The sequence below is a fragment of the Apibacter sp. wkB309 genome (assembly GCF_002964915.1).
GTDB lineage: Bacteria > Bacteroidota > Bacteroidia > Flavobacteriales > Weeksellaceae > Apibacter.
In genome coordinates, this window is the sequence record NZ_PSZL01000022.1 from 864,629 (window position 1) to 890,728 (window position 26,100).

Annotated in this window: 19 protein-coding genes; 11 read left to right on the forward strand and 8 right to left on the reverse strand. The window is 31.0% G+C overall.

The window, feature by feature from the left end; genetic code table 11:
* Positions 1 to 324: 324 nt before the first annotated feature.
* From C4S75_RS09690 to C4S75_RS09705, 4 genes are all read left to right on the forward strand, one after another.
* Positions 325 to 1,992 (forward strand): amino acid permease, encoded by a 1,668-nt coding sequence (locus C4S75_RS09690; RefSeq protein WP_105298085.1) that lies wholly within the window; start codon positions 325 to 327, stop codon positions 1,990 to 1,992.
* A 352-nt stretch (positions 1,993 to 2,344) separates the two neighbouring features.
* Complete coding sequence (locus C4S75_RS09695; protein ID WP_105298086.1) at positions 2,345 to 3,964, forward strand: aldehyde dehydrogenase family protein; 1,620 nt, start codon at positions 2,345 to 2,347, stop codon at positions 3,962 to 3,964.
* A gap of 372 nt (positions 3,965 to 4,336) precedes the next feature.
* Entirely contained in the window at positions 4,337 to 5,248 is a 912-nt protein-coding gene (locus C4S75_RS09700; RefSeq protein WP_105298087.1) for a DnaJ C-terminal domain-containing protein, read from the forward strand.
* Between the two features lie 13 nt (positions 5,249 to 5,261).
* Positions 5,262 to 5,549, forward strand: coding sequence for a chaperone modulator CbpM (locus C4S75_RS09705; RefSeq protein ID WP_105298088.1), 288 nt, complete (start codon positions 5,262 to 5,264; stop codon positions 5,547 to 5,549).
* A gap of 98 nt (positions 5,550 to 5,647) precedes the next feature.
* Here the strand turns inward: C4S75_RS09705 and C4S75_RS09710 are convergent, their stop codons facing one another.
* Positions 5,648 to 7,453 (reverse strand): TonB-dependent siderophore receptor, encoded by a 1,806-nt coding sequence (locus tag C4S75_RS09710; RefSeq protein WP_105298089.1) that lies wholly within the window; start codon positions 7,451 to 7,453, stop codon positions 5,648 to 5,650.
* An 88-nt stretch (positions 7,454 to 7,541) separates the two neighbouring features.
* Between C4S75_RS09710 and C4S75_RS09715 the strand changes: the two genes are divergently transcribed.
* The 3 genes from C4S75_RS09715 to C4S75_RS09725 all read left to right on the forward strand — a co-directional run bounded on the left by C4S75_RS09715 (position 7,542) and on the right by C4S75_RS09725 (position 11,647).
* Positions 7,542 to 9,056, forward strand: coding sequence for a PLP-dependent aminotransferase family protein (locus C4S75_RS09715; RefSeq protein WP_255410619.1), 1,515 nt, complete (start codon positions 7,542 to 7,544; stop codon positions 9,054 to 9,056).
* A gap of 312 nt (positions 9,057 to 9,368) precedes the next feature.
* Positions 9,369 to 10,226, forward strand: a complete 858-nt coding sequence (locus C4S75_RS09720; protein ID WP_105298090.1) for an aldo/keto reductase — start codon at positions 9,369 to 9,371, stop codon at positions 10,224 to 10,226.
* A 284-nt stretch (positions 10,227 to 10,510) separates the two neighbouring features.
* The gene (locus C4S75_RS09725) at positions 10,511 to 11,647 is read left to right on the forward strand and encodes a glycosyltransferase family 4 protein (protein ID WP_105298091.1); all 1,137 of its coding nucleotides are present in this window, start codon (positions 10,511 to 10,513) and stop codon (positions 11,645 to 11,647) included.
* Positions 11,648 to 11,663: 16 nt separating this feature from the next.
* Here the strand turns inward: C4S75_RS09725 and C4S75_RS09730 are convergent, their stop codons facing one another.
* The 7 genes from C4S75_RS09730 to C4S75_RS09760 all read right to left on the reverse strand — a co-directional run bounded on the left by C4S75_RS09730 (position 11,664) and on the right by C4S75_RS09760 (position 21,887).
* Positions 11,664 to 12,668 (reverse strand): FAD:protein FMN transferase, encoded by a 1,005-nt coding sequence (locus tag C4S75_RS09730; protein WP_105298165.1) that lies wholly within the window; start codon positions 12,666 to 12,668, stop codon positions 11,664 to 11,666.
* Positions 12,669 to 12,694: 26 nt separating this feature from the next.
* On the reverse strand, positions 12,695 to 14,893 hold the full coding sequence (locus tag C4S75_RS09735) for a PepSY domain-containing protein (RefSeq protein WP_105298092.1): 2,199 nt from the start codon (positions 14,891 to 14,893) through the stop codon (positions 12,695 to 12,697).
* Positions 14,894 to 14,897: 4 nt separating this feature from the next.
* Positions 14,898 to 15,374 (reverse strand): DUF2271 domain-containing protein, encoded by a 477-nt coding sequence (locus C4S75_RS09740; RefSeq protein ID WP_370431230.1) that lies wholly within the window; start codon positions 15,372 to 15,374, stop codon positions 14,898 to 14,900.
* Positions 15,375 to 15,386: 12 nt separating this feature from the next.
* Entirely contained in the window at positions 15,387 to 16,856 is a 1,470-nt protein-coding gene (locus C4S75_RS09745) for an ankyrin repeat domain-containing protein (protein ID WP_105298094.1), read from the reverse strand.
* Between the two features lie 140 nt (positions 16,857 to 16,996).
* Positions 16,997 to 18,229, reverse strand: coding sequence for a DUF4374 domain-containing protein (locus C4S75_RS09750; RefSeq protein WP_105298095.1), 1,233 nt, complete (start codon positions 18,227 to 18,229; stop codon positions 16,997 to 16,999).
* A gap of 30 nt (positions 18,230 to 18,259) precedes the next feature.
* Positions 18,260 to 19,492 (reverse strand): DUF4374 domain-containing protein, encoded by a 1,233-nt coding sequence (locus tag C4S75_RS09755; RefSeq protein WP_105298096.1) that lies wholly within the window; start codon positions 19,490 to 19,492, stop codon positions 18,260 to 18,262.
* Positions 19,493 to 19,505: 13 nt separating this feature from the next.
* Complete coding sequence (locus C4S75_RS09760) at positions 19,506 to 21,887, reverse strand: TonB-dependent receptor plug domain-containing protein (protein WP_105298097.1); 2,382 nt, start codon at positions 21,885 to 21,887, stop codon at positions 19,506 to 19,508.
* 138 nt (positions 21,888 to 22,025) lie between these two features.
* Between C4S75_RS09760 and C4S75_RS09765 the strand changes: the two genes are divergently transcribed.
* The 4 genes from C4S75_RS09765 to C4S75_RS09780 all read left to right on the forward strand — a co-directional run bounded on the left by C4S75_RS09765 (position 22,026) and on the right by C4S75_RS09780 (position 25,917).
* Positions 22,026 to 23,015: a helix-turn-helix transcriptional regulator gene (locus C4S75_RS09765; protein ID WP_105298098.1), complete on the forward strand. Its 990-nt coding sequence runs from the start codon at positions 22,026 to 22,028 to the stop codon at positions 23,013 to 23,015.
* Positions 23,016 to 23,206: 191 nt separating this feature from the next.
* A complete protein-coding gene (serS, locus tag C4S75_RS09770) occupies positions 23,207 to 24,475 on the forward strand; it encodes a serine--tRNA ligase (RefSeq protein WP_105298099.1) in 1,269 nt (422 codons plus the stop codon).
* Between the two features lie 11 nt (positions 24,476 to 24,486).
* Positions 24,487 to 24,906 carry a SufE family protein gene (locus C4S75_RS09775; protein WP_105298100.1) on the forward strand — a complete coding sequence of 140 codons (420 nt, stop codon included), beginning with the start codon at positions 24,487 to 24,489 and terminating at the stop codon, positions 24,904 to 24,906.
* A gap of 12 nt (positions 24,907 to 24,918) precedes the next feature.
* A complete protein-coding gene (locus C4S75_RS09780) occupies positions 24,919 to 25,917 on the forward strand; it encodes a glycosyltransferase family 9 protein (protein WP_370431231.1) in 999 nt (332 codons plus the stop codon).
* The last annotated feature ends 183 nt before the right edge of the window (positions 25,918 to 26,100 follow it).

Here is a 26,100-nt window from a genome sequence, read left to right on the forward strand (position 1 = left end):
CACTATAAGTAAGAACTCTACTCTTTTTGTCTCAAAATTTAGTACAATATAGCTGCTTTACGGTAACAATTGTAAGACTTCTTCCAAAGTAGAGACTCATTATTTGTTCATAATTTTTTAAAAAAAATTATACTTCTGAGGATTTACTATGTGTTTCATTTTCTATTAATTTTTATAATAAATGAGATAATTTTAAACTAGCTAAATCATTATTTTTTTATGAAAATTTGTAAAAATTTTTCAATATTTAAACAAGAATTAAAAGATATTTATACTTTTGCACTTGATATCATTTCCCTTATTTAAAAATTCAAAAAAGCCGGAATGAATTTTAACACATTTTTTCGTAAAAAAAATATATCTGATTTACAGAATACAACACAAAAATCTGAATTAAGCAGAGTATTAACTGTAAAGGATTTAACTTTTTTTGGAATTGCTGCGATTATAGGCGCCGGCATTTTCAGTACCATCGGAAGAGCCTCTTATGAAGGTGGACCCGCCATTTCATTACTCTTTATCTTAGTGGCTGTTGCTTGTATTTTTACCGCATTATGTTATGCGCAATTTGCCTCTATGATTCCGGTGAGCGGCAGCGCTTATACTTATGCTTATGTTTCTTTAGGTGAAATATTTGCTTGGACTATCGGGTGGGCTTTAATACTTGAATATGCTGTATCAAACATGGTGATCGCAATCTCTTGGTCGGGATATTTTGTCTCTATGTTACAAGGTTTTGGCATTCATTGGCCTGATTGGCTTTCCATTGATTATTGGAATGCTCACAGAGCTTATCTTGAATATCTGGCACATCCTCAAAGTCTATCCCAAAATGATGTTAGACTATCGGAAATATATCAATCTGCTCCGGAAATTGCCAACATAAAAATAATATTTAATTTACCGGCGGGACTAATTACCTTACTAGTTACCACCCTGGCGTACGTAGGAATTAAAGAATCTACCCGTGTAAGTAATGCTTTAGTTTGGATTAAGTTATCTGTAATCATAGGTATTATTTTGATTGGTGTTTTTTATATAAAACCGGATAATTGGTCGCCTTTCTTTCCTAATGGTTTAGGAGGAGTTATGGGAGGAGTGGCTGCCGTATTTTTTTCTTTTATCGGGTTTGATTCTATATCAACTACAGCTGAAGAAGCTAAAAATCCACAAAGGGATTTGCCTCGCGCCATGCTATATTGTATTATAATTTGTACCGTTTTATATGCTTCAATTGCATTAATTTTAACCGGTATGGTTAATTATAAAGAATTACGCGTTGATGATCCGTTGGCGTATGTTTTCAATAAAATAGGAATAAATTTTATAGCCGGAATCATTTCCGTGAGTGCGGTAATCGCCATGACAGGAGCCATTCTTGTTTACCAGATCGGACAACCGAGAATATGGATGACCATGAGTCGAGACGGTTTATTGTGGAAGCCTTTTGGTACAATTCATAAAAAATATCACACCCCCGGATTTGCAACTATTATTGCCGGTTTCTTTGTGGGAATACCTGCTATGTTCCTGGATATGCAGTTGGTTGTGGATTTGACAAGTGTGGGAACTTTTTTCGCTTTTATTTTAGTTTGTTCCGGAGTTTTATATTTAGATAACAAAGGTCTTTCTCACCAAGCAAAATTTAAATTAATTTATATCAACGGTCAATATTTAATACCTTTATCTTTTTGTTTGGCAATCATTTTGTTCTTAACTCAAACCAATTATAAGGAAATCCTTACTGATAAACCTTTATTAGCTATTTTTTGGATTATCTGGTTCGGTCTATCTATAGGTGCATTTAAATATAAATTTTCGCTAATACCTATTCTGGGTATTTTGTTTAATTTATATTTAATGACGGAATTAGGATGGTCTAATTGGGGAATGTTTATACTATGGCTATTGATCGGATTATCAATTTACTTCTTATATGGTAGAAAAAACAGTAAACTTGAAAAATTAATTCAAACTTCTCATAATCATTAATTATTTTAAATTATTTATACTATAGTAATTTTATCTTCAAATAATTTTGTATTAAATAAATTACATTAATCTTAAATATTTTCATTTTCATAAAATTTTGCGTCTTTCCAATATAAATTTTGGATACAAACAATTAAAATATGCTAAAAGATAATTTTGTTTCAATTAACTATATATAATTATCCATCAATACTTTAGAAAATAAAGTTTCTTTTAATTTCAATATTTATTTTATTTCTTTCATATGAATCTAAAAATAATCATGACGAAAAAAAATAAACTTATTATCTTTGCAAACGCTAATTAGCTTGAAAGTAAATTTTTTCTTGCTCAATAAATATAATTAAGTATTATGAATCAGAACTTAATAAATTTTTTTCCAAAAGAAAATGAAATTCCTGAACATTTTCGACTTCAAAACGAAATCTCTCAGAAAAGAGTATTGATCGATGGAGAATTTATTGAATGGGAAGGTCCATTTCAAGAAGTTTATTCTCCTATTTATACCCGTTCAAACTCTACAGATGAGTTAGTACAAACTAAATTAGGCAGCTATCCAATCTGTACTACTAAAGAAGCTGAAAAAGCCTTACAGGCTGCTTTAAAAGCTTTTAACGGAGGAAGAGGAGAATGGCCGTCTATGTCTGTTTCTCAAAGAATCTCGGCGATGGAAAATTTCATCGTTAAAATGGTTGAGCAAAGAGAAAAAGTAGTAAAATTACTAGTTTGGGAAATTTGTAAAAGCTATAAAGACTCCGAAAAAGAATTCGACAGAACGGTTGATGCAATAAAATGTTCTATTGAAGCTCTGAAAGAATTAGATATAAATTCATCTCGTACAAAAACAGATGAAGGGGTGGTTGCTCAGGTTAAAAAATCTCCTTACGGAGTTGTCCTTTGTATGGGCCCTTACAATTATCCGTTAAATGAGACTTTTGCGACTTTGATACCTGCTTTATTAATGGGTAACACTGTATTGTTCAAACCGCCGCGTCGTGGTACATTATTGTTTGAACCTTTATTAAATGCCTTTAAAGAATGTTTTCCTGCAGGGGTTATCAATACTTTATACGGTAGAGGTAAAGATGTTATTCCTACTTTAATGCAATCAGGTAAAATTAATGTATTAGCATTTATCGGATCCAGTAAGGTAGTAAATGGAATGATTAAAGAACATCCTAATGCAAACAGTCTTCATTCCGTATTAGGATTAGACGCTAAAAATGCAGCTATTATCGACAAAACTGCTGATATCGATTTAGCGGTTAAAGAAGCTATTTTGGGTACTTTTTCTTTCAACGGACAAAGATGTACAGCTTTAAAAATACTATTTGTACACTCTTCAATTGCTGATGAATTTAATAAAAAATTCACTGAGGAAATTTCTAAATTGAAAGTGGGAATGCCATGGGATGATAATGTAACCATTACTCCGTTAGCTGAACCGGACAAACCTCAATATGTTCAAAAATGTATTGATGAAGCTTTAGAAAATAACGGTGAAATTATTAATAAAGAAAATGGAGGAGGACAAATTTTAAATTCATTAGTTAGCCCAACTGTAATTTATCCGGCTAATGAGAAAATGAATCTATTATATAATAATGAGCAATTTGCTCCTATCATTCCGATAGTTCCTTTTGACGATCTTGAAACTCCGATTAGCTATATTACCAATTCAACTAAAGGTCAACAAGCAGCCATCTTCAGTAATGATGAAGATACTGTATCATATCTTGTTGATGCCCTATGTTGTCAAGTAGGTAGAATCAACATTAATGCTCAATGTCAACGTGGACCTGATACGCTTCCTTTTAACGGTAGAAAAAATTCAGCTTTAGGTACTCTATCAACCATTGATGCTTTATATGCCCTATCTATCGACTCTGTTGTAGCTACCAAGGATACTAAATCAAATGACAATTTGATTGACTCTGTTATAAAGAGTGGTAAATCTTCAAGATTAAGCTAATTTGAGGTTTTTTATCTTATAATATCAATTATTTTATAAATGGAACCATCTATCTTCGTATAGATGGTTTTATTTTTTTATGAAGTATGCTAAGCTTTATAAAAAAGAGAAATTCATACATTTAAAAATTTATTTCATTAATCGATCATTTCCTCTTACCTCTTATTTATCTTTTCAAATGCGGGACTCCGTTTTAGTTAACAATATTTTTTATTCTGTTAGATTTATAATAAGTTTAGTAAAAGTTTTCAGTAGTGAAGTTAAACTGCATATATCAGATAAATATATGACAAAGTGTACTTTGGTTTAGAATTTGTACCGATACTTTATACACGAAATATCCACGAATATAAAAAATTTGACTTACACTATATGGCATATATTGATTATTATAAAGTTTTAGGATTAAGTAAAAATGCTTCTCAGGATGATATCAAAAAGGCATACCGAAAATTAGCCCGAAAGTATCATCCGGATTTAAATCCTAATGATAAAGAAGCTAATGTAAAATTTCAGCAGATTAATGAAGCTAATGAAGTTTTGGGCGATCCCGAAAAACGTAAGAAGTATGATCAATACGGCGAAAATTGGAAACATGCAGAACAATTTGAACAAGCACGTCAACAACAAGGAGGCGGTGGTGGTCAATACTATTATGATAATTCCGGTAATCCTTTTGAAGGTTTTTCCCAAGGTTTTGGTACGGAAGGTTTTTCTGATTTTTTTAGTGATCTTTTTGGTGGAAGAACCGGTAGAACTCATCGAAGAAGTTCTCAATTTAAAGGGCAAGATTATACCACAGAATTACGTCTTTCTTTGCGAGACGCTGCCAATACACACAAACAAACTCTTAACGTAAACGGTAAACAAATACGTATTACCATTCCTGCAGGTATCTCTAATGGTCAGCAAATAAAATTGAAAGGTCAAGGGGGCCCGGGTGCAAACGGAGGGCCTAACGGAGATTTATATATTACTTTTAATCTTTTGGAAGATCCTAAATTTAAAAGATTACATAATGATTTAACCACTACTGCAGAAGTAGACCTTTATACAGCTGTTTTAGGGGGAGAAATAACCGTTGATACTCTGGATGGTAAAGTTAAACTCAAAGTGAGTCCGGGTACACAAAATGGAACTAAAGTGCGATTGAAAGGTAAAGGATTTCCTGTGTATAAAAAAGAAGGAGAACATGGAGATTTATTCGTGATTTACCAAGTAAAAATACCTACTCATCTTTCTGAAAAGCAAAAAAATTTATTTAAACAATTAGCAGAATCATAAAATTATCTGATACATGAAAAATGATTTGATAACTATAGAAGAATATTCCATACATTATAATGTAGATGTATCATTTATTGAGGATTTAGAAAATTTGGGTATTATCCATACCGTTCAAAAGGAGGAAATAAAATACATTCCTTTTGATATTCTTTCCGATTTGGAATCTTATTCCAGAATGTTTTATGACATGGATATAAACCTTGCAGGAATTGATGCTGTAAAAAATTTACTTTTTAAAATACGTAAACTTCAACTTGAGATGACCGAACTTAAAAACAAGCTTAAATTTTATGAATAAATAAAAATATTCTGTTATTTAAACATTTAATTTAGCTTTATTAATATAATAGCCATACATTTTAAAAATGTATGGCTATTAACATATATGTACAAACTTTATAAAAAATTCTTAAAAACTACTCCTCCTTGTATCCATCTACCCGGCATAGGTACCAAATTTGATTCTGTATATTTAGTATTGAGTATATTGGTCATTTGGATGTATAACTGTAAATGATTGGTTTGATACATAAGACGATCATCCAATAAATGGTAATCATCTAAGTTTACTCTGTCATTGTATCTATAAATTATTTGATTGGATATATTCTTGAGGAGTTTATGCTCTACTTTTACAACCAACTGATGTCTTAAATTATCTAAAGATGATCTGGAGTATGCTCGGTCAGAATATTTTAAATTTTTATCCAAATAGGTATAACCTAAATTGATTGATTTTATGAAGAGAGCCGTAAAAGAATAATTAAAATCAACCTCTACACCATCCGTATTTATTCTTGAAATATTTTCGGGCTTCCATTTACCTTCTTCACTATCTTTTGTCCAATCTATACTTTTTCTTGATTCCCTTCTAAAAAGGCTGATGGTAGTTTTTATGTTTTTATGATTCAATCGATATCCCAATTCATATGACAAAGCATTCTCCGGTTTTAAATTAGTATTTCCTTCTGTGACCGGATCTGTATAATTAAGATCTGTATACGTAGGAACTCTATAGGTTTTTCCTAAATTAGCAAATAATTTATTTTGTTGGTTTATACTGTATCCAATATCAATTCCCGGATACCAAAAATTCCCAAAATCCGAGTAGTCGGAAAAGCTAATTCCCGGAGTAATATCCAATCTGTTTTTAAAAAACATAAATCGATGTTCCAAAAATGCAAAATAAACTGTCCGATGATTTTCACCTAAATTATTGGAAGATAAATATTCCTTTCTAAAGTCAAATCCAACGCCGGTGATTCCTAAAGAAGATGAATAGTTTGTATTGGCTTCGATTCCTGCATTATTACCTATATGAAGGTTTCTATATTTTGAAGGATTATTTCTTTCGAAAATATATTCGTCTTGGGACCTTCTCCAATATGCATTGGATTCCCATTTGAATTTACCTGATTTTTGATTCCAACCAATGCTAACCAAGGAAGTTTGAATCGCTTCGTATTGATCTTTTGCAAATGGGGATGAATAAAATCCGTTAGCTCCAAATTTTTTATCAATATATCCTCCTTGTAAACGAAGTTCTCCCCCGTTTAATTTATACTGATTCTGATACCATACATTTTTAACTTGATAGTCCGTATTATAACGATATCCATCAGATTGTGAAGTTTCCGCTTGAATAAACTGAGAAAATTTTTTACCTGATACATTTACTGATGCACCTAAAGATGTCGTATTAAAATCACCTAAAGATCCTGAAATTGTTATATCATTCTTGGTAGACGGACGAGTAACAATATTAATAGCACCGGCATATGCATTTTGTCCAAAACGACGAGCAGCAGGACCTTTAATTATTTCAATTCGTTCAATGGATGCTAAATCTATCGGAAGATTCATGGTATTATGTCCGGTTTGGCTATCATTCATGCGTATTCCATTGATAAGAATTAATACTTGTTCAAAAGAACTTCCTCTTATACTAACATCGGCTTGTACTCCATGCGCTCCTCTTTGTCTTATATCTATTCCTGAATAATAAGAAAGAACTTCTTCAATACTGGAGGCAGGCATAGCTTTGATTTGTTCTTTCGTAATTATCTGAACATTTTGTGAAGTTTTATTAAAAGGTAAGGAAAGTGTTTTCCCTTGAATTACAACTCCTTCAAGTTCTTTACTCTCCTGCGCAACCAGTACTAAACATATAAACAAGGCATTAATTGAATAAAATAGTTTCATATTCTATGGTTCACAGCAAATTTTCGCAGTAGTTAGTTAAAATTTATTTTTATAACAGTTAGTTTATACAAAAGTAGTAACTTTCCGGATGATAAACTATACCAGTTTTATTATTATGACTAGTCCGGATTTACTACCTTATTATAGCTTGATACATATCGACCGAAACGCTAAAGTTTCTGTATATCTTCAAATTACCACTCAGATCATCAATGCTATTCAAAAAGGTTATTTAAGTATAGGTACGAAACTTCCCGGAACGCGTATTTTAAGTAACCTTATTCATGTAAATCGCAACACGATTGTTAAAGTATATGATGAATTGCATGCACAAGGATGGATTGAAGTTCATCCCAATAAAGGCAGTTTTATCATTCAAAAAGACAATGTGACTAATAAAAAAATTAAATCCATATCTAAAGATTCTCTGACTCATTATCCTTCTAAAACGGGATTTTCATATAGAACTTCCAATTTATTGGATAACCCCTTTGAATCTTCAACTTGCTCATGGATGTTAAACGATGGAGGACCCGATACTCGACTTTTACAAATGAATACCTTGTCGAGCCTCTATTCATCGAACCTTAAAAGAAAAAGACATTTTACTAAAGGAAATAATGAAGTTCCTGAAAAAAGTGAATTTCTAAAAAAAAACTTATCTAATTTTTTAAATATATCTCGGGGATTACATATTTCACCAAAAAATCTTCTTATCACGCGAAGCATCGAAATGGGAGGTTATATCGCAGCAGAATTACTTATTACCCCAAAAGATATTGTATTGGTCGGAGAACCTAGTTATTTTTTGATCAATATGATTTTGCAAAAAGTCGGTGCAGATATAATAACCATTCCTGTTGATGAAGAAGGCATTTCTCCGGATGCTGTTAAAAAAATTTGTCACAAAAGAAAGATTCGTATGTTATATATAACTCCACACCATCATTATCCAACAACGGTTTCATTAAGTGTAAAACGTCGTATGGAATTATTGGAATTATCTCAACAGTACGGATTCATTATTTTAGAGGATGATTATGATTATGATTTTCATTACGAAAACAATCGGATTCTGCCTCTTGCAAGTGCAGATACCTCGGGAATGGTCGTTTATATCGGTTCGTTTGGAAGATCTTTAGCCCCGGGATTCCGTAAAGGCTTTGTGGTCGCTCCTGAGAATTTAATTTTAGAAATGCAAAAATTATCGAACATGCTTGACAGGCAAGGAGATATTTTTATGGAATATGCTTTGGGCGAACTTATTGAAGAGGGTGAATTTAACAGACACCTGAGACGAACCTCTGCTATTTATAAAGAAAGAAGAAATTATCTGGCATCTTTATTAAACACTCATTTGAAGGATTATTTAAATTTTTCTTTGCCAACCGGTGGATTGGCTTTTTGGACACAATGGAATTCATCGGTAAATTTGATGAAATTACGAGAGTATTGTCTAAAGGAAGACTTGCTCATTCCTAAGTCTTTGCTTTACCAAACCCACGATTTATCTGCTATAAGATTGGGATTTGGAAGTTTTACCACAGAAGAAATGGAGGAAATCATCTATAAAATCAAATCAGCTTTATTACGTTTAGAATAAAATAATTACCTAGATTTACTATAAGTTAATCATTTAGTAAAAAGTTTTATAAAAATTATGTTTGAACTTGAAGATATTTTCTGGATTGGTACTTTTCGATTGAAAATTTTTAAATATCTCGAGCAATATCCAGGATAAAACTTATCATCCTAAATTGAAACATTCCTAAACCTAAAGCTAACGCTATGGTAGATTTTTTATATATTTAACTGCATGTTTACTAATTAAAATTATAGGAAATTATTCCTTATTCCATAATTTCCGGCAAAAAAATATTTCTCGTATATTTGATTAAATTATAATACAGGAATCATGAATATTACAGATATTTCAGGAACAACTACTCTTTCCAACGGTGTAAAAATGCCTTATTTGGGTTTAGGCGTATATAAAGCTGAGGGAGGACAAGAAGTAATCACTGCTATACATGATGCCTTAGATGCAGGATATCGTCATATTGATACGGCTGCTTATTATTATAATGAAGAGGGAGTTGGAAAAGCCATCCAATCTGCTTCAATTCCTCGTGAAGAAATTTTTGTAACTACCAAAATATGGTTCAGCAGACAAAGATATGAGGACACTTTTAAAGCATTTGATGAATCCATGGAAAAACTTGGTCTTGATTATCTTGATCTATATTTAATCCATTGGCCTCATCCGGATTTTTATTTGGAAGCGTGGAAAGCAATGGAAGAATTATATAAAGCGGGTAGAATACGTGCAATAGGTTTATGTAACTCTTTACAGCATCATATCCAAAAAATCATAGATTTGGGACAAACAGTTCCTATGGTAAATCAAATGGAATTCCATCCCAATTTAGTGCAACAGGATTTGTTGGATTTTTGCAAAAAAAATCAAATTCAATACGAAGCTTGGTCTCCTTTAAAAAGAGGGGCTTTGTTTAACGAACCTTTACTTTTAGAATTAGCTCATAAGTATAATAAAAATGTAGCACAAATTATTATTCGATGGGATTTACAAAAAGGGGTAGTTACTATTCCAAAAAGTACTAAAAAAGAAAGAATAATTTCTAATGCTGATGTTTTCGATTTTTATTTAAGTGATGAAGATGTAAAAAAAATAGATTCTTTAGATTCCAATGATCGAACCGGAGCTCATCCCGATCACTTTTTAGAATACTTTGCTAAAAAGGGAATCAAATAATCCAACTATCATATAACTCATTTTTTAAAAAACAATTTATTTAAACTCTAAAAAAATATATCAATTTTTTTTGGATTTTAATTATATATATTGAAATATTTATTAATTCTTTTTTATAAATACTATTTCTTATAACCTTGAATTTTCTTTATAGACTAAAAGTTTATACTTAATGTTAGAGTAAACTTTCCTAAGTTAAAATTCAAATAATTACAGCTAAAAAATATTTGCATAATATTGTATAAATTTTTTAGACGTTATCGTAATTAAAAACCAATTCCTAAATGAAAATTGCATACTGTATAGGTAATATTCATAATTCCGGAGGAATAGAACGTGTGATCTCAATTAAAGCCAATTATTTGGTTGACAAAGGCTATGAAGTGCATATTGTCGTTATATACCCATCTTCTCAAAAGCCTTTTTTTAGCTTTGATTCCCGTATTAAATTTCATTATTTGAATTTGGATTTTGAAAAAGACAGGGGATTGAAAAAACATATTAATTTTAAAAAAAATAAAAAAATTTTTCTTCAAACAATCGGAAATCTATTTCAGGAAATTAAGCCCGATATTGCTATTTCCACTTTTTGTAAGTACTCGAAATATATATATGAGTTAAATGATGGAAGTAAAAAAATTATAGAACGACATTTCGCTAAATACAAACGTGCACAATATTATTCAAAATTGGATAATTATTTTCTAGGGAGAATCATAACGTATTTATACCGTAAAACAGATTATGATATTGGTAAGAATTTTGACCGATTTATAGTTTTAACGAATGAAGACAGAGAATCCTGGGGAAATACTCTTCCCAACCTTGATGTAATTGAAAATCCACTTACTATATTACCTAAAAATCATGCACCTCTAGAAAATAAAATAGTTATTAGCTTAGGCCGATTAAACCAGCAAAAACAGTTTGATCATCTTATTGAAATATGGAACACTATCGTTAAAAAACATCAGGATTGGAAATTATTATTATATGGTAATGGTGAGAAAAAAAGAGAGCTTGAAGAAATGATTGATCGATTAAATTTAAATTCCAACATTGAATTACATCCGGCGACTTCGGATATAAGTTCAGTTTTGCTAAATAGTTCCATTTATGCTATGACCTCTAAATATGAAGGATTTCCATTAACATTAATTGAATCTATGGTTCATGGAGTCCCTCCTGTTTCCTATACCTGCAAATGCGGACCTAAAGAAATTATCCATGATGAAGTAGACGGATTATTAGTTCCTTTTAATGATAAAGAAATTTTTGCTCAAAAACTCTCCTACTTAATAGAAAATGAAAGTATAAGAAAACAAATGGGAAAAGCGTCTTCTGAAAATATTCTGCGTTATTCACAGGATATAATCATGCAAAAATGGATGAATTTGTTTCAGCGATTAGTAGAAAGTTAAAGTCGGGCTGCAGACTTTATTTTTTATTATAAAATTCTACTTTTGTTTTAAAATACTTTGATTTACGGATTTTCCCCGTTTCTGTAATAATGAGGCAACTATAATCCGGATATTGGTTAATGAGTTTGAGTCCGGCTTTTACTCCAAGTACCATTATTGAGGTACTGAATCCATTGGCCGTTTCTGCATTCGGACCTATCACACTGACACTTTTAATTCCTTTTACAGGATATCCCGTGCGAGGATCGATAATATGAGAATATTTTTTACCTTCTAATTCGACATATTTTTCATAAGAACCGGATGTCGTGACGCATTCATCTTTAAGTGTAAAAAAACCTGTAATATCCGAAGGCTCAAAGGGATTAATTATTCCAATGTTCCAATATTCTCCATTAATTTTATGCCCCCAAACACTTATATCTCCTGATGCATTAATTATCCCCGCTTTTACATTATTTTTTACCATTAGTTCTTTTGCTTTATCAGCTGCGTATCCTTTTCCTATGGATCCAAATCCGATTTTCATTCCGGGAAGCTTTAAAAAGAGAGTAGAGTGTAAAGTATCTATAATGATATTTTTATAGCCTATTTTTTTTATGGATTCTTTAATTTGCTCCTCTGACGGCACTTTTTTCATAGAACCGTCAAATTTCCAAATTTTATCCATAGCTGCAAAACTTATATCAAATGCTCCTTCTGTAATCTCTGAGATTTTAATTGCTCTTCGGGTAAGTTCCAATACTTCTCGATCTACTTTTACAGGATGTATACCTGCATTTTGGTTAACCTTTGAAACTTGTGAATCAGGCTTCCAATCCGATATTAAATATTCAATCCGTACTATTTCATCGATCGCCTTATCTATGTATTTTTCTGCTTGTAGGGAATCTTCAGCTATTATTGAAAAATCAAACTTACAACCCATTAAAGTTGCCGTGCGGTTTCGTTGTACTTGCGAACTACCGTTTATGTAAGATAATATAAATAATGCTGCCAATAGAACATATTTCTCTCTCATATTTTTACTACTTTTCTTGAAATTCATCAATAACAATCGGTTACAATTTGTCCTTTTCTTTTGTAATCATTACATTTTTTTAGGCTATCTACAAAAACTACCTCATCCAAGACTTTTTCTACCTCCAGTTGCATTCGCAAGGCTCCACAAATCATGATTACTCCTCCCTCTTCCAATAAATTAACAAAAAAATTTCTGTCATTTTGAATTAAATCCATCACATATTTATTTTCTGTATCTGATGAATACGAAAAATTATATTGTTCTAAATATCCTTTGTTTATTTGTTCTTTCAAAAAACAAATATATTGATCTACCATTTCACTTCGTTGTCTGAATCCGCAATACAAATAAGTTTTAACTTTGGTTAAATTTTGATCGATCATTCCTAAAAAGGGACCTATTCCTGTTCCATTGGCAATCATAACTACTTTTTCTGCTTTTACAGGAAAATGAAAAGAGGTGTTAGTTATGATTTTCCCATATATGGTATCTCCTTTTTTCCGATTTATTAAATATTCGGACGCCAAGCCGTTCGGATAATATTTTATTGATAACTGTATGTTATGATTGACTTTGGCTATGGAATAATATCTTTCCTTATTGTCTTTACAAGGATAAATAGCCAGGATATCGCCTGAATTAAATTTTTGTTTACCGGGATTTATTTGTACTATAAAAGTTTCTTTAGAATCATTGGGTATGTAAACCTCCTCTATTTTCATTTTTATACGATTCTTAGGTTTACTTGTATAAAATTTAGCATCAGCATATAGTTTGATACCCGTTTTATTATTCCATTCTTTTATCCATGTTGTAAATTCATCAATTGATTGGTCGTTTACTGTATGCAAATCTAATATCGGTTCGCTCCATGCCTCTTTTTTGATTTGTTCGTCTACAGTTTTAGCAAACAAACAGTAATCTTCATAGGACTTTGAACCAAACCCTACTACACTGAACTTAACGTTTTGCTTTTGTGGATTTTCTTTTAGAAGTGTTTCGAATTTACGCGCATTTGAGGGAGCATCTCCCAGTCCATAGGTTGAAGTTAAAACTAGTATATATTCCGCTTTTGGAAATACTTGGTACTTATTAAGCTCTGTTAGATAGGATCGATAATTTTGCGAAACCATTTGTTGATGAATTAAATGAGCCAAGTTGAACGTACTTCCATTTTCTGATCCTACCAAAAGTATAATTTTACTATCTTCAGGGAGGTATTTATTTTTAAAACTACGTTTTCCCCTTTTCCAAGTTATGGTAAATCCTGAAACTATAAAAAACAATATATATACACCGGCTATAAATAGAATGACAGCCCATACCACATGGGTTCTGCCGGTATGAAGGTCTAAACTTAGAGTTGCTAATTTTTTTGAAATCGGATCATTAATTTGAGAGACAACAGCTCCTGTTAAAGGACTGACGGTTAATTCTTTATCTTTTAATTTTAAAATAAAACATTCGTCGGGATCATCGGAAAACGGAAATTCTATTTTACGAACTTCTGAAAGTTTAATTTGTGAAAAAAGAGGGATATCTTTATATAATAATTTCTTTGTTGTATTTTGACCTTGAACGGAATTATAAATAATTTTTTCACCTTCTTTGGAAAAAAAATGAAACCTGTCTAAACATAGATAACTTCCGGTTAATGAAATTATACCAATAGGTATAAGCAGTACACGTCCAAATAAAGTATGATAATATTGAGAAAAAGATGCTTTTTTTATTTTTGAAAAAAAATTGCTGAATTTTTTTTGTCTTTTTATTATAAGTATACCTCCCGATGTTGCTATTAAAAAAAGTAAAAATGAATTGATACCCACAAGTATGCGTCCGGTTTCATGCATAAACAAGGATCTATGTAATGAGGTAACCCACAAGATAAAAGAATTGTTTTTTTGAGGTTTTCCTATGATAGTTCCCGTTTTAGGGTTTATGTATCCTACTACCTCCTCCCCATTCGTATCGGTACCTTGTAATTTTACAAACGATTTTTCATTAATTTCCAATTCTGAAATTTCCTGAAAATTAGATTGTAATGCTGAAAGAGTTTGCGCAATACTTATACGATTTAAATCATGAATGCAGTATGGTGACGTATTTTCTTCAATGGTATAAAAAGCAAGTATGGATCCCGTAATGGAAGCCATACTCAAAAATATGAAAGAAACTAATGCTAAAGTTAAGTGAGCATATCTCCAAATGGAAAGCGTCATTGAATTATTGAATCTTACTTAGTCTCACATAATTTATATATCCCGTTCCGGATATTTTACCCGTAAAGGCTTGAGAATTTAAAGGGATTTCCAGATCTTTTACATAATAATTTTGATCTTCAACAGCGGTTTCAAATCGGAGTTTATAACCCTTATCAATTTTAGAATCTTCAATTTCCAACGTGGTTATGCTCCGATCTCCTCCGGTTACTGATGCTCCGGTTTTAGCATCTATAGTTTTCTTTTTTGAATTGTATTTATGCCATTCTTTTAAGGTATTATACCATCTTTTATCTTCTCCCATTATGTATAATGTCTTTTCATATTGACCTTGCGGAGAAATTAATGATACTACTATGTAGGCACCTTCTCCTATATAATTATTCATTTGAAGTAAACATTTATATTTATGAGTCTGCGCATGGGCCATAAAAGGCAACAACATTAGAAGTAAACTGTAAGCTACTATTTTAATATTCATCTTCATAATAGATTATTTTAAGAAATCAACGGATACTTTATTTTGAGTTAAGATTTTGTTTTCTTTTGCTAAATCATAGGCTGTTTCTCCAAACTCTGTTTTTAGGTCTTTTTTTGCCCCTAAAGATAGCAGATATTTCAAAATAGTATCGTCTTTAGCAATCATTGCAGCTCTTTGTAAAGGAGTTATCCCCTCGTTATTTGCTGTATTAACGTCTACTTTTAATCCTGAAATTTTTTTAATCAAATTGATATCATTTTTACCGACTGCTAAATGATAGAGGGTATTGCCTTCTTCTTGTTTTGCATTAAAATCAACTCCTTTATCTTTTAGTAATTCTAAATTTGCATCAAAATCTTTATTTCTAGGATGATAGGATTGGATAAGATAATAAACCAAACTGTTTCCTTTGTTATCTTTCTGATTTATATTAGCTCCATTAGCAAGTAACAAAACAATCATTTCCGGTGTACTAGATTTTACTGCTAACATTAGAGCACTTTCTCCCTTATTGTTTACTTCATTGATATTTTTAACTAAACGTAAAAATACTTGTGTATTTTTAATATCTTTTCCTGAAGCACTTTTTATAAATGCTGTATTTCCTTCTTTATCTTTTTTTTGTGGATCAACCTTTTTAGAAATAAAATAGTTGATAATTTCTGCCTGATCAGGTTTTGTAGCAACTAAATGAAGTACGGTTTGTTGATCGTCGTTGACAACTAAAGGATTTAATTTTATATCCTCTACCAAATATTTAAAAACATCTAAGGTATTGGCTGTTCTCCGTGTAGCTTCTGCTGCCAGTAAAAGAGCATTGTTGGTGCTTTTTACCCCTTTAGATTTTAATTTTTTTAGTAATTCTATATCGCCTTTTCTGGCCGCATAATCAAATGCTGTGCTTCCTTTATCGTCTGTGTCCGATAAAGAAAGACCTTTGGATTGTAAGTAATCGGAAAGGTGAAGATCAGAATCATAGGGAATAGCTAAAAGCAATATGGTTGCCCCGTTTTTATATTTTTGCTTAGGATTTAATCCGGCATCAAAAAACAAGCGATAGATTTCAACATTGGTTTGTCCTGCATTAGCTGAAAATACTAAAGGAGTGAGCCCGTGGGAATCTTCTAAATTAATATTACTCTTTTTATCGATTAAATATTTTATTAATTCTGTGTTTCCTTTTAAAGCTGCCCAATGTAAATAAATTCTGTTATCATGAGTTAATTTATTTATGTCATTTCCTTTTTGTTTTAACAGGTATTTAATAGTTTCTAAAGGGGCTTCATTTAGTATGGCAACTGTAACAGCATCAAATTTGTTATCATTAAACTCAATCGGACTGTTACCTTTTTTAATTTCTGTTTCAACTGCTTGTAAATCGGGTTTATTTTTCCAAAAGTTATTATCTAACAAGGTATTATTTATTTGAGCATTCATCCAAATGGATGCCATGCAAAGTAGAGTTATGAAACTTCTTTTCATTTTTTTTATATTTTAAATGAGAGTACTATAATAGTAATTTTTTTTCAATAATACTTATATAGACTAAATAAAAACAAAATAGTTTAAAGCAGTTGAATAAATCAACTGCTTTTATTAAAAAATTATCTGAGTAAAATTAATTAATTTTTCAAGAAAGTGACCGCTCTAATATGCTCCTTATCATTGGAAAGTTCAAATCCTTTATTGGCTGTTGCCGTTACCGGATCTATGGCATATATGGCTGAATTTCCGCTTACCGGATTTAATGGTAAATATATTTTACCTTTATATGCTAACGGCCATCCATTACTTGATATTTGTGTATAGTCCGGAATTCCTTCTACCCATTTAAAAGTTTTGGATTCCATTTTAACGACTGCAAAACGTGTTGCTTTGGAACCGTTTCCGGTATTTGCTGTTTCGTTGTAAAATTCAAGTAAATAGTAATCTTTAGTAATCGGAAAAACTTTTCTGAATTTATATCCTCCTGATGCGGTTTCAATATCAAAATAATAATTTGAATCGAATGTTTGAGACCCTTTATTAATTTTTAAAGCACCGGCTTTTTTAGCAGTGGTATTCCCGGATCCGGCTCCTGAAAATACGTATACGTTGCCTGATCCATCCGACCAAATTTGAGAATATACAGCACCTTTCCATTGGCCTCCTGAAAAGCTTAGACGCGAATCGTTAATGACAGATTTAATAGTCATATTATAATCCATCAAGGCAACATAAACATTATCTGAATTTGTATATTTAAATGCAGCAGCTATTTCGTTATTTCCTCTGTCTGCAATTCCTGTAATGGTTGGTTTTTTGTCATCAATCATGTGCGAACTTAAATCGATAGGTTTATCTATCATGGAAATATTATCTCCATTTCTTTCATACAGTAAGCTGTTGTCTTTATTGGATATGGCATAAATATATTTTCCAAAATTTCCTGTTACTGAAAATCTACCAATAATTATCGGACTTCCTTGTAATTCTTTCATTTTATCATCTGTGTCATATTTAAATGCTCTGCATCCTGATTTTCCTTGCCCTAAATCTGATCCGTTGGGATAAATAAATCCAACCAATGTGCTTGCATTGTTTACTACGATCTGTGTAAAAGAACTGGTTGTTTTCACTGAATTAGAATTTCCTGAAATACTATCTTTACCGCTATCTAAATGATTGACAGTCAAAAAATAAGTTCCTGTACCTAATTTTCCACTCCCGGGAGCAGCCGCTATTACAAACTTATCTGCTTTAGTAGGAATGGGTTGTGTGGCTATCGTATTATCATCATCGCTACTACATGATATAGTCATGCATCCGGCCAAAAAGCTTACTAATACTTTTTGGATAAAATTTGTTTTTTTCATACTATATTTTATTTAAGAGTTTATTGAATTTTATTGTTTTTTTAACAGGGATAATCCCGTAATGCCATCTGCTTCAACCACTAATCCTGCTTTAGCTGAAGTAGTTTTAGGATCGATCACGTATACGGTAGGCTGTTCATTAGAAGTGGTAACCGGAAGATATATTTTACCGTCATAACTCAATGGCCATCCGGTTGCCGTAATTTGTTCTTTAGATGGGAAACCATCTCTTAACCAATTAAAATTTTTTGTGCTCATTTTTAGAATTGCATATTGAGATGCAGGACTTATAATGTTATAGTCCAATTCGTTATAAAATTCTAACAGAAAATAGTCTTCCGTTATATGAAATACTTTACGAAATCGGTAGCCCCCTGATGCTTGTTCAATATTAAAATAGTAATCTTTGTCGAAGGCGGTACTTCCTTTTTTTATACATAACGCACCCGCAGGTTTTGTGGTAGCGCTTTCGTATGAACCTGAAAATACATAGGTATTTCCGTTATCATCTTTTCCTATTTGAGAATACATGGCAGATCGCCATCTTCCCGCAGAGTAACTGATTCTATCATCCGAATAAATTCGTTTAACATTTAAATTTGCGTCTAAAGCTAGCACATGCACTTTATCGGGATCATTGGGACTAACGGCTGAGGTAAGAAATTCACCATTTTCGGTATCAACAATTCCGCTAATCGTTGGATTATAGCCGTTTCCAACAATATTATCGGTATGTAATGTTTTTTGAGTTATAGACATATTTGTTCCTTCTTGTTCTATAAAACTGAAGATGGCTCCTGTCGTTCCGTCTGCTAAAGCCTGTGATCCTCGTGCAGCAATCATATAATTTCCGAAATTTCCAACGGTATTATAACTGTTTACTTGAAATCCCATATCCTGATCTCCTTTTAATTTTTGAATTTTGCCGTTTGGAGCCAAAATGAAGCAATATCCAACGTATGCTCCCCCTTGTCCGTATACCAGCCCTACTAATGATTTATAGTGGTTATTTATAAAATGTGTAAATACTCTTCCTACTTCCACGCCATTTCCCGATAGCGAGGTTCTGCCTATATCCAGATTATCGGAAGTTAACATATAGCTGGAACTGCCCATAGTTGCAGCAATAACAAATTTTTGTGTAGCTGAATCTGTACCCGGATTTTCTGATATGCTATCATTGTCATCGCTTCCACATCCGATTATGAAAACTGATAGTGCTGCTATTAATAGGTATTTTCTTTTAAATGATCTATTTCTCATATTATTGATTTATTTACTTTTTATGTGATTTTGAAAATGAATATCTTAGCTTGATATAGTATGCCCTACCGGGCTTTTGTAAACTGTAGTTGTCATAAAGAAATTCATTGGTAATATTTTTAAGTTCCAATGAAACACTCAATGCACTTTTGTATAAAGTGTAATTTATAATTAGATCATGTGATAGTTGTTGGGGTAAAGTGTATTTCGACTTTTTATTTCCCAAACTTTCCCAATTAAGATAAAATTTTTCAATAAAGTTGAATGTATAACCAATACTTAAATTATTTTTTCTTTTTACCCGATCGTTAATAAAATATGCTGCATCAATTGCTCCGAAAAAATAAGGTACATTGGGTATTCTGTCATTATAGGTGATATCTTTCCTGTTTCCACTGACGGAAGAATATCGCTCTTTATTCCTTAAATTTTGGTAAGTTACATTTCCTCCTAACGAAAATTTATTTCTGTAATAGAATTTTATTTCAGCATCTATTCCAATATTTTTTACTTTTCCATGGTTGACATAAGTTGCTGTTCCATAATGTTGTTCAATAATTCTTCGGATATAATCTTTAGTATCTCTTATATAACCACTGATATCAAAGTAGATAACATTATTATTTTTAAATTGTTTATTTAAAAGGATTCCTAGATTGTAATTCATGGAATTTTCTGCTTTTAAAACTGAATTTCCCAATTCTAATACTTCATCCCCAAAGAGTTCATTATCTGTGGGCAGACGGTATGCCTTTTCTAATGATCCTTTAAATTGAAAATCTTTCAAAAAATAAGTGACGGCTAAGCCATACCCGTTGGTGTTAAATTTTTCCGTGTTCTCAATATATTTTGTACTATTGGTTATGGTAGAAATATTTTTAGGACCTCTCACTTTTTGATAGTAATATTTACCAAAAACATTCGCATTCCATATATTTTTATAATTAAAACTATAAGAACCTCCTAAAATATTTTTTAAATTGGTTCTTCTCATAGTATCGCGCACGGAACCGATTTCCACTATAGAAACCCGATCGGATTTCTTTCTTTTGTAGCCGGAAAGAACATCATTTACAGCAAAGGAATGCATATCATTCCATCGATACGTTAAATTTGCTGTTGATGAATAGTTATCATTATAAAATTTTGAAAGAGAATAAATACCTTCTCCTCTAGTTTTTTTGGGTACATAGTCTCCTAACCAATTGTATTGTCTGGCTGCTGTATCCGTATTTTTATTATAATTTCTATTATAATTTGCCGTGAGTTTAACATTTAATTTATTGATCAAAAAATTATTTTTCCCGTAGACTAAAGAGGGCATAACAGTTGTACCCATTCGTTTTTTCATTCCGTAAACAATTTCCATTAAATTGGCATTTTGTATGTCGGAAAATTCTTGTCCTAATGTAATCCCTATTAGAAATTTATCTGCCCATCGTTTCTTAATAAAGCCTAATTTTAAAATACCTGTTTCATTGTGATATTTTCCATGAAATCTTTTGACCCAAAATTTTTCGGATGAAAAGACATTTGTTTTCAAATCCAATATAGAAGTCTTTACTTTGTAATTATTATCTGAATAATTTTGAAAAGCATTGAGTTGAATCGTAAATCCTGATTTTGAGGTATGCCCCATATTTAAATCGGTTCGGTAGGTATTAAATGAGCCAGAAGAATACGATAAATCCATATAGGTTTTAGTACTTTGCGCCGTCACAATGTTGATAACTCCACCAATTGCATCGGTACCAAATTCAATTGGCACCACTCCTTTATATATCTCAATTCGATCCGCTATATTTACCGGAATATTGTTTAATTGAAAAGCAGAACCGAAACCCTGCATAGGAACACCATCCATGAATATTTTAACATGTTTTCCCGTAAAACCATTTAAAGAAATTGACAGATCCGAACCTACCCCTCCGGCTTCTCTTATTTTTACTCCGGGTGCTTTTTCAAGCATATGAGCTAAATCTAATGAGCTATTATAAAATGATTTAGCATCTAAAACAGTTACATTATACGGGGTTTCTTTAGTTTTTTGTAAGGCTGATTTTCCGATAATTACAACATTATCAATATCGGTATAGGTTATAGGTTTAAGTTTAATCGATATATTCTTCTTTTCTCCTTTTTTTAAATAAACAGGAATACGTTGGGTGTCAAATTTAGGATTTGAAAACGTTAACCAATAGTTTCCCTCCGGAAGCATTATCTTATAATATCCTTTTTGATCGGTTTTAGTTATATAATCTATATTATCTACCTGAACAGAACAATTTTCCAATACTTGGTAATTAGAGGTAACTATTCCTTCTACTACTGCCATTTGAGAGTATAAACAGATTGAAAATGAGCATATAATTAGAATATTGATAATTACTTTCATGGAGCAGTAAGTTTAAGACCACAACAATTTTTTATTTCTTATTTTTGTTTAGACTAAATAAATATTATTTGCGAAAGTATAATTAAATAATCATATAATAATATCATATTTGGTATAAAAAATAATATAAATAGTATTATGAATATTTATTCGGAAATAAATCAAGAGCTTTTATTGACTATTGAATTGGAAGACAGATTAAATATTAATTCACCTATAATTACTAAGACAAACCATTTTAAAACACATTTTGCCAGTGGTATTCAAAAAAGTATATATACCGGTGGTTTATGTATTCTTATTCAAAAATTTACTGTAGTGCATAATTGTATTCAAACATTAAATATTGAAAAGGATTACATTCAAGTATCATTATTATTACAAGGAAAAGCAACTATTGAATCTTCTATAAATAAAACCATTTATGGCATTAAGCCCGGTATTTTACAAATGACTTATCAAAATAAAAATAATATAAAAATTAAGATAGATCCTTATGAAAAGACATTTTATTCTATTAGTATTTTTATATCTAAACCTTTTATTTTTTCAATTTTAAAAGATGAAAAGTGGTTTTCGGATAGTTTTTTTTGTAAAGATATTCAACGGAATACTCATTCTGATTTCAACGAAATAGTTTTACCGATTGATTTCAATATGCTTACAGTTGTAAATGAATTAATTGAAATTAAAGATACGGGAGTATTCGGACACAGTTATTATCAGATTAAGTTAAAAGAATTATTTTTAAAAATCTTTATAAAATTATCAGCCAACAAGAAAGAAATAAAGTCTATAAAAGGGGATGATTTCAAAAAAATTGAACTAGCTAATGCCTATCTAACTACACATTACGAAGAACCGCCTACCATTAACCAGCTATCTAAAATTATTCATTTAAATGAACTAAAATTAAAAACGGGATTTAAACAGGCTTATGGTTGTACCATTCATTATTATATTATAAAATTACGGATGAAAAAAGCGCTTCACATGTTGAATAACCATTACCCAATAAACGAAATTGCATTGGCAATAGGTTATAAAAGCACTTCTCATTTTATAACCTCTTTCAAAAAAATGTTTGGAAAAACACCTAAACAGTATATCCTTGATGAGTCATTTTAGATTTTAAATAAATCGATCATTTCTTACTTGAAGAGCTTTTTCGTACTTTTTCCATCTTATTAAATCTTTAAATGATTTTTATTCATCAGATATTTTTTTAATGTCTGAACGTATATTTAACTGAGCTTTTCTATTCCTTATTAGATATTTATTTTTTTACACTAAATTTGCCATTTAAAGTTTACATTGATATGTTACAGGTTGCATATATTAAAGATAATAAAGAAAAGGTCTTAGCCGGATTAAAAAAAAGAAATTTCGGCAAATTAGAGCTTATCGATGAAATTATTTCACTGGATGAATCCAGAAAAAAAATACAATTTGATTTGGATTCTCAGCTTTCGGAAATGAATAAAATTTCAAAAGATATTGGAGTTCTAATGAAAGAAGGTAAAAAAGATGAAGCCGAAAAAGCTAAATCACAAACTCTTTCTTTAAAAGAATCCACTAAAAAATTGCAACAAAATTTATCTGAAACAGAGGAAAAGTTAAAATTAGTTTTATATGAAGTACCCAATATTCCAAACGATTTAGTTCCAGCAGGAACAAATGAAGAGGCTAATCTAGAGGTATTTAAGCATACTGCACATGAAAATATCATAAATGATGCTTTACCTCATTGGGAACTTACTAAAAAATACGATTTAATAGATTTTGAATTAGGAGTAAAAATAACCGGTGCCGGTTTTCCCGTTTATAAAGGAAAAGGAGCTCGATTGCAACGCTCTTTGGTTCAATATTTTTTAGATAAAAATGCTGAAGCCGGTTATATGGAAATTGTTCCGCCATTTGTAGTAAATGAAGCTTCCGGATATGGCACGGGACAACTTCCTGACAAAGAAGGTCAAATGTATTATATTAATGAAGACAAATTATATTTGATTCCTACCTCAGAAGTTCCGGTAACCAATATGTACAGGGATGTATTGCTAAACGAAAATCAACTACCAATTAAATTAACTGCTTATTCTCCTTGTTTTAGAAGAGAAGCCGGTTCTTATGGTAAAGATGTTAGAGGGCTTAATAGATTACATCAATTTGAAAAAGTTGAAATTGTTCGAATCGAAAAATCAGAAAATTCTTATGAGGCATTGGATGAAATGGTTGAACATGTAAAATCTTTATTGGAGTCACTACAACTCACTTACCGAATACTACGTCTATGTGGCGGGGATTTAGGCTTTACCTCAGCAATTACTTATGATTTTGAAGTTTGGTCGGCTGCTCAAGAAAGATGGTTGGAAGTTAGCTCAGTATCAAATTTTGAAACCTTTCAAGCAAACCGATTAAAATTACGATATAAATCAGAAGGAAAAAATCAGCTATGCCATACACTTAATGGTTCATCTCTTGCATTACCTAGAGTTTTAGCTGCTTTACTTGAAAATCACCAATCGGAAGAAGGAATTAAAATACCGAAGGTATTAGTTCCTTATACCGGTTTCGACTTAATTAATTAAATATTTTTTCCATGACAATTTCTGAAATACAACAAGGACTTATAAATGAATTTAATTTATTTGATTCTTGGGAACAACGGTATGAATATGTTATAGAATTAGGTAAATCACTGCCCAAAATGCCTGAAAAAGATAAAACTAAAGATAAATTAATCAAAGGATGTCAGTCACAGGTTTGGTTAACTACTCGTTCGGAAAATGGTAAATTATTTTTTGAAGCAGATTCTGATGCCATTTTACCGAGAGGAATAGCAGCCATGTTAGTACGCATCTATTCAGGGCAACCCATTGAAGACATTTTAAAATCGGATGAAAATTTTATTGAAGAAATAGGTCTTCAAGAATTTTTAACTCCTACTCGAGCTAATGGGTTATTGGCAATGATTAAACAAATTAAATATTACGCAATTGCTTACTCTGCAAAAAAATAATTAGTAAAAAAAGTGAGTAAGATCAAAGAAAAAATTTTAGTCTTTCGTTTTTCTGCAATGGGAGATGTCGCAATGACTGTACCCGTTATAAGAGAATTTATCGAGCAAAATAAAAATGTTGAGTTGCTGATAGTTACCCGCCATTTTTTTGCTCCTTTTTTTCAATCAATTCCTAATATAACTTTTATAGGGGTAGATATCGAAAACTATAATGGAATTTTTGGTTTAAAAAAACTTGCCGATGAATTAAAGGTTTACGAACCTACTATGGTAGCTGATTTACACAATGTATTAAGAACCAAAATTTTAAAATTATTTTTATCTAAACATGTAAAAAAAATTGCTACCCTTGATAAAAATCGAAAAGAAAAAAAATTATTAACTCGAAGAAAAAATAAAAAACTTTTTCCACTTCGCCCCGTATCCGAATATTACGCCGATGTTTTCAGAAGATTGGGATTTGATTTACAATTATCTCATAAATTATCATCAAACCCCATAAAGAAGAAAAATTCTATAGGCATTGCACCTTTTGCAAATTACAAGGAAAAAATGCTACCTTTAGATAAAATGAAAGATATTTGCATACATCTTGCAAAAGATGATTATCAAATATATTTATTTGGAGGCGGAAAGGAAGAAACTGAAATTCTTGATTCTTGGCAGAAAATGCATCCAAATATTCATTCTTTATCAGGGCAAATTACCTTAAAGGAACAAATGAATTTAATTAGCCAATTGCCTTTAATGATAACTATGGATTCTGCCAATATGCACATATCGTCTTTAGTGGGAACCAAAGTTATCTCAATTTGGGGAGCTACTCACCCTTTTGCCGGTTTTTTAGGTTATGGTCAACAATTAAATGATGTGATACAAATAAATGATCTTTCTTGCCGACCTTGTTCGATTTTTGGAAATAAACCTTGTTATAGAAATGATTGGGCATGTACAAGAAATTTGGAATGTTCCTATATCCTAAATAAAATAAAAAGTCAAACTGTTTTATAATTCAGTATTTTTTTTCTGTTATTATACCTAAAATTATTTCATAATAACAACAACTCTAATAACTTAGATTAACAACTTACAGTATATCAAAAATTGATAACGTTCGAAAAATTAACATATTAACAATATAAAATACTACAAAAACCTATAGTCAATTTATTTTATATAAAATTATTTCTTAAT

What these genes read in the sequence shown, in the direction of transcription:
- C4S75_RS09740 (WP_370431230.1), bottom strand. Translation starts at nt 15,374, where the DNA reads ATGAATATTAAAATAGTAGCTTACAGTTTACTTCTAATGTTGTTGCCT.
- C4S75_RS09750 (WP_105298095.1), bottom strand. Translation starts at nt 18,229, where the DNA reads ATGAAAAAAACAAATTTTATCCAAAAAGTATTAGTAAGCTTTTTGGCC.
- C4S75_RS09725 (WP_105298091.1), top strand. Translation starts at nt 10,511, where the DNA reads ATGAAAATTGCATACTGTATAGGTAATATTCATAATTCCGGAGGAATA.
- C4S75_RS09690 (WP_105298085.1), top strand. Translation starts at nt 325, where the DNA reads ATGAATTTTAACACATTTTTTCGTAAAAAAAATATATCTGATTTACAG.
- C4S75_RS09715 (WP_255410619.1), top strand. Translation starts at nt 7,542, where the DNA reads ATGATAAACTATACCAGTTTTATTATTATGACTAGTCCGGATTTACTA.
- C4S75_RS09760 (WP_105298097.1), bottom strand. Translation starts at nt 21,887, where the DNA reads ATGAAAGTAATTATCAATATTCTAATTATATGCTCATTTTCAATCTGT.
- serS (WP_105298099.1), top strand. Translation starts at nt 23,207, where the DNA reads ATGTTACAGGTTGCATATATTAAAGATAATAAAGAAAAGGTCTTAGCC.
- C4S75_RS09695 (WP_105298086.1), top strand. Translation starts at nt 2,345, where the DNA reads ATGAATCAGAACTTAATAAATTTTTTTCCAAAAGAAAATGAAATTCCT.
- C4S75_RS09775 (WP_105298100.1), top strand. Translation starts at nt 24,487, where the DNA reads ATGACAATTTCTGAAATACAACAAGGACTTATAAATGAATTTAATTTA.
- C4S75_RS09745 (WP_105298094.1), bottom strand. Translation starts at nt 16,856, where the DNA reads ATGAAAAGAAGTTTCATAACTCTACTTTGCATGGCATCCATTTGGATG.
- C4S75_RS09720 (WP_105298090.1), top strand. Translation starts at nt 9,369, where the DNA reads ATGAATATTACAGATATTTCAGGAACAACTACTCTTTCCAACGGTGTA.
- C4S75_RS09710 (WP_105298089.1), bottom strand. Translation starts at nt 7,453, where the DNA reads ATGAAACTATTTTATTCAATTAATGCCTTGTTTATATGTTTAGTACTG.
- C4S75_RS09765 (WP_105298098.1), top strand. Translation starts at nt 22,026, where the DNA reads ATGAATATTTATTCGGAAATAAATCAAGAGCTTTTATTGACTATTGAA.
- C4S75_RS09730 (WP_105298165.1), bottom strand. Translation starts at nt 12,668, where the DNA reads ATGAGAGAGAAATATGTTCTATTGGCAGCATTATTTATATTATCTTAC.
- C4S75_RS09700 (WP_105298087.1), top strand. Translation starts at nt 4,337, where the DNA reads ATGGCATATATTGATTATTATAAAGTTTTAGGATTAAGTAAAAATGCT.
- C4S75_RS09735 (WP_105298092.1), bottom strand. Translation starts at nt 14,893, where the DNA reads ATGACGCTTTCCATTTGGAGATATGCTCACTTAACTTTAGCATTAGTT.
- C4S75_RS09755 (WP_105298096.1), bottom strand. Translation starts at nt 19,492, where the DNA reads ATGAGAAATAGATCATTTAAAAGAAAATACCTATTAATAGCAGCACTA.
- C4S75_RS09705 (WP_105298088.1), top strand. Translation starts at nt 5,262, where the DNA reads ATGAAAAATGATTTGATAACTATAGAAGAATATTCCATACATTATAAT.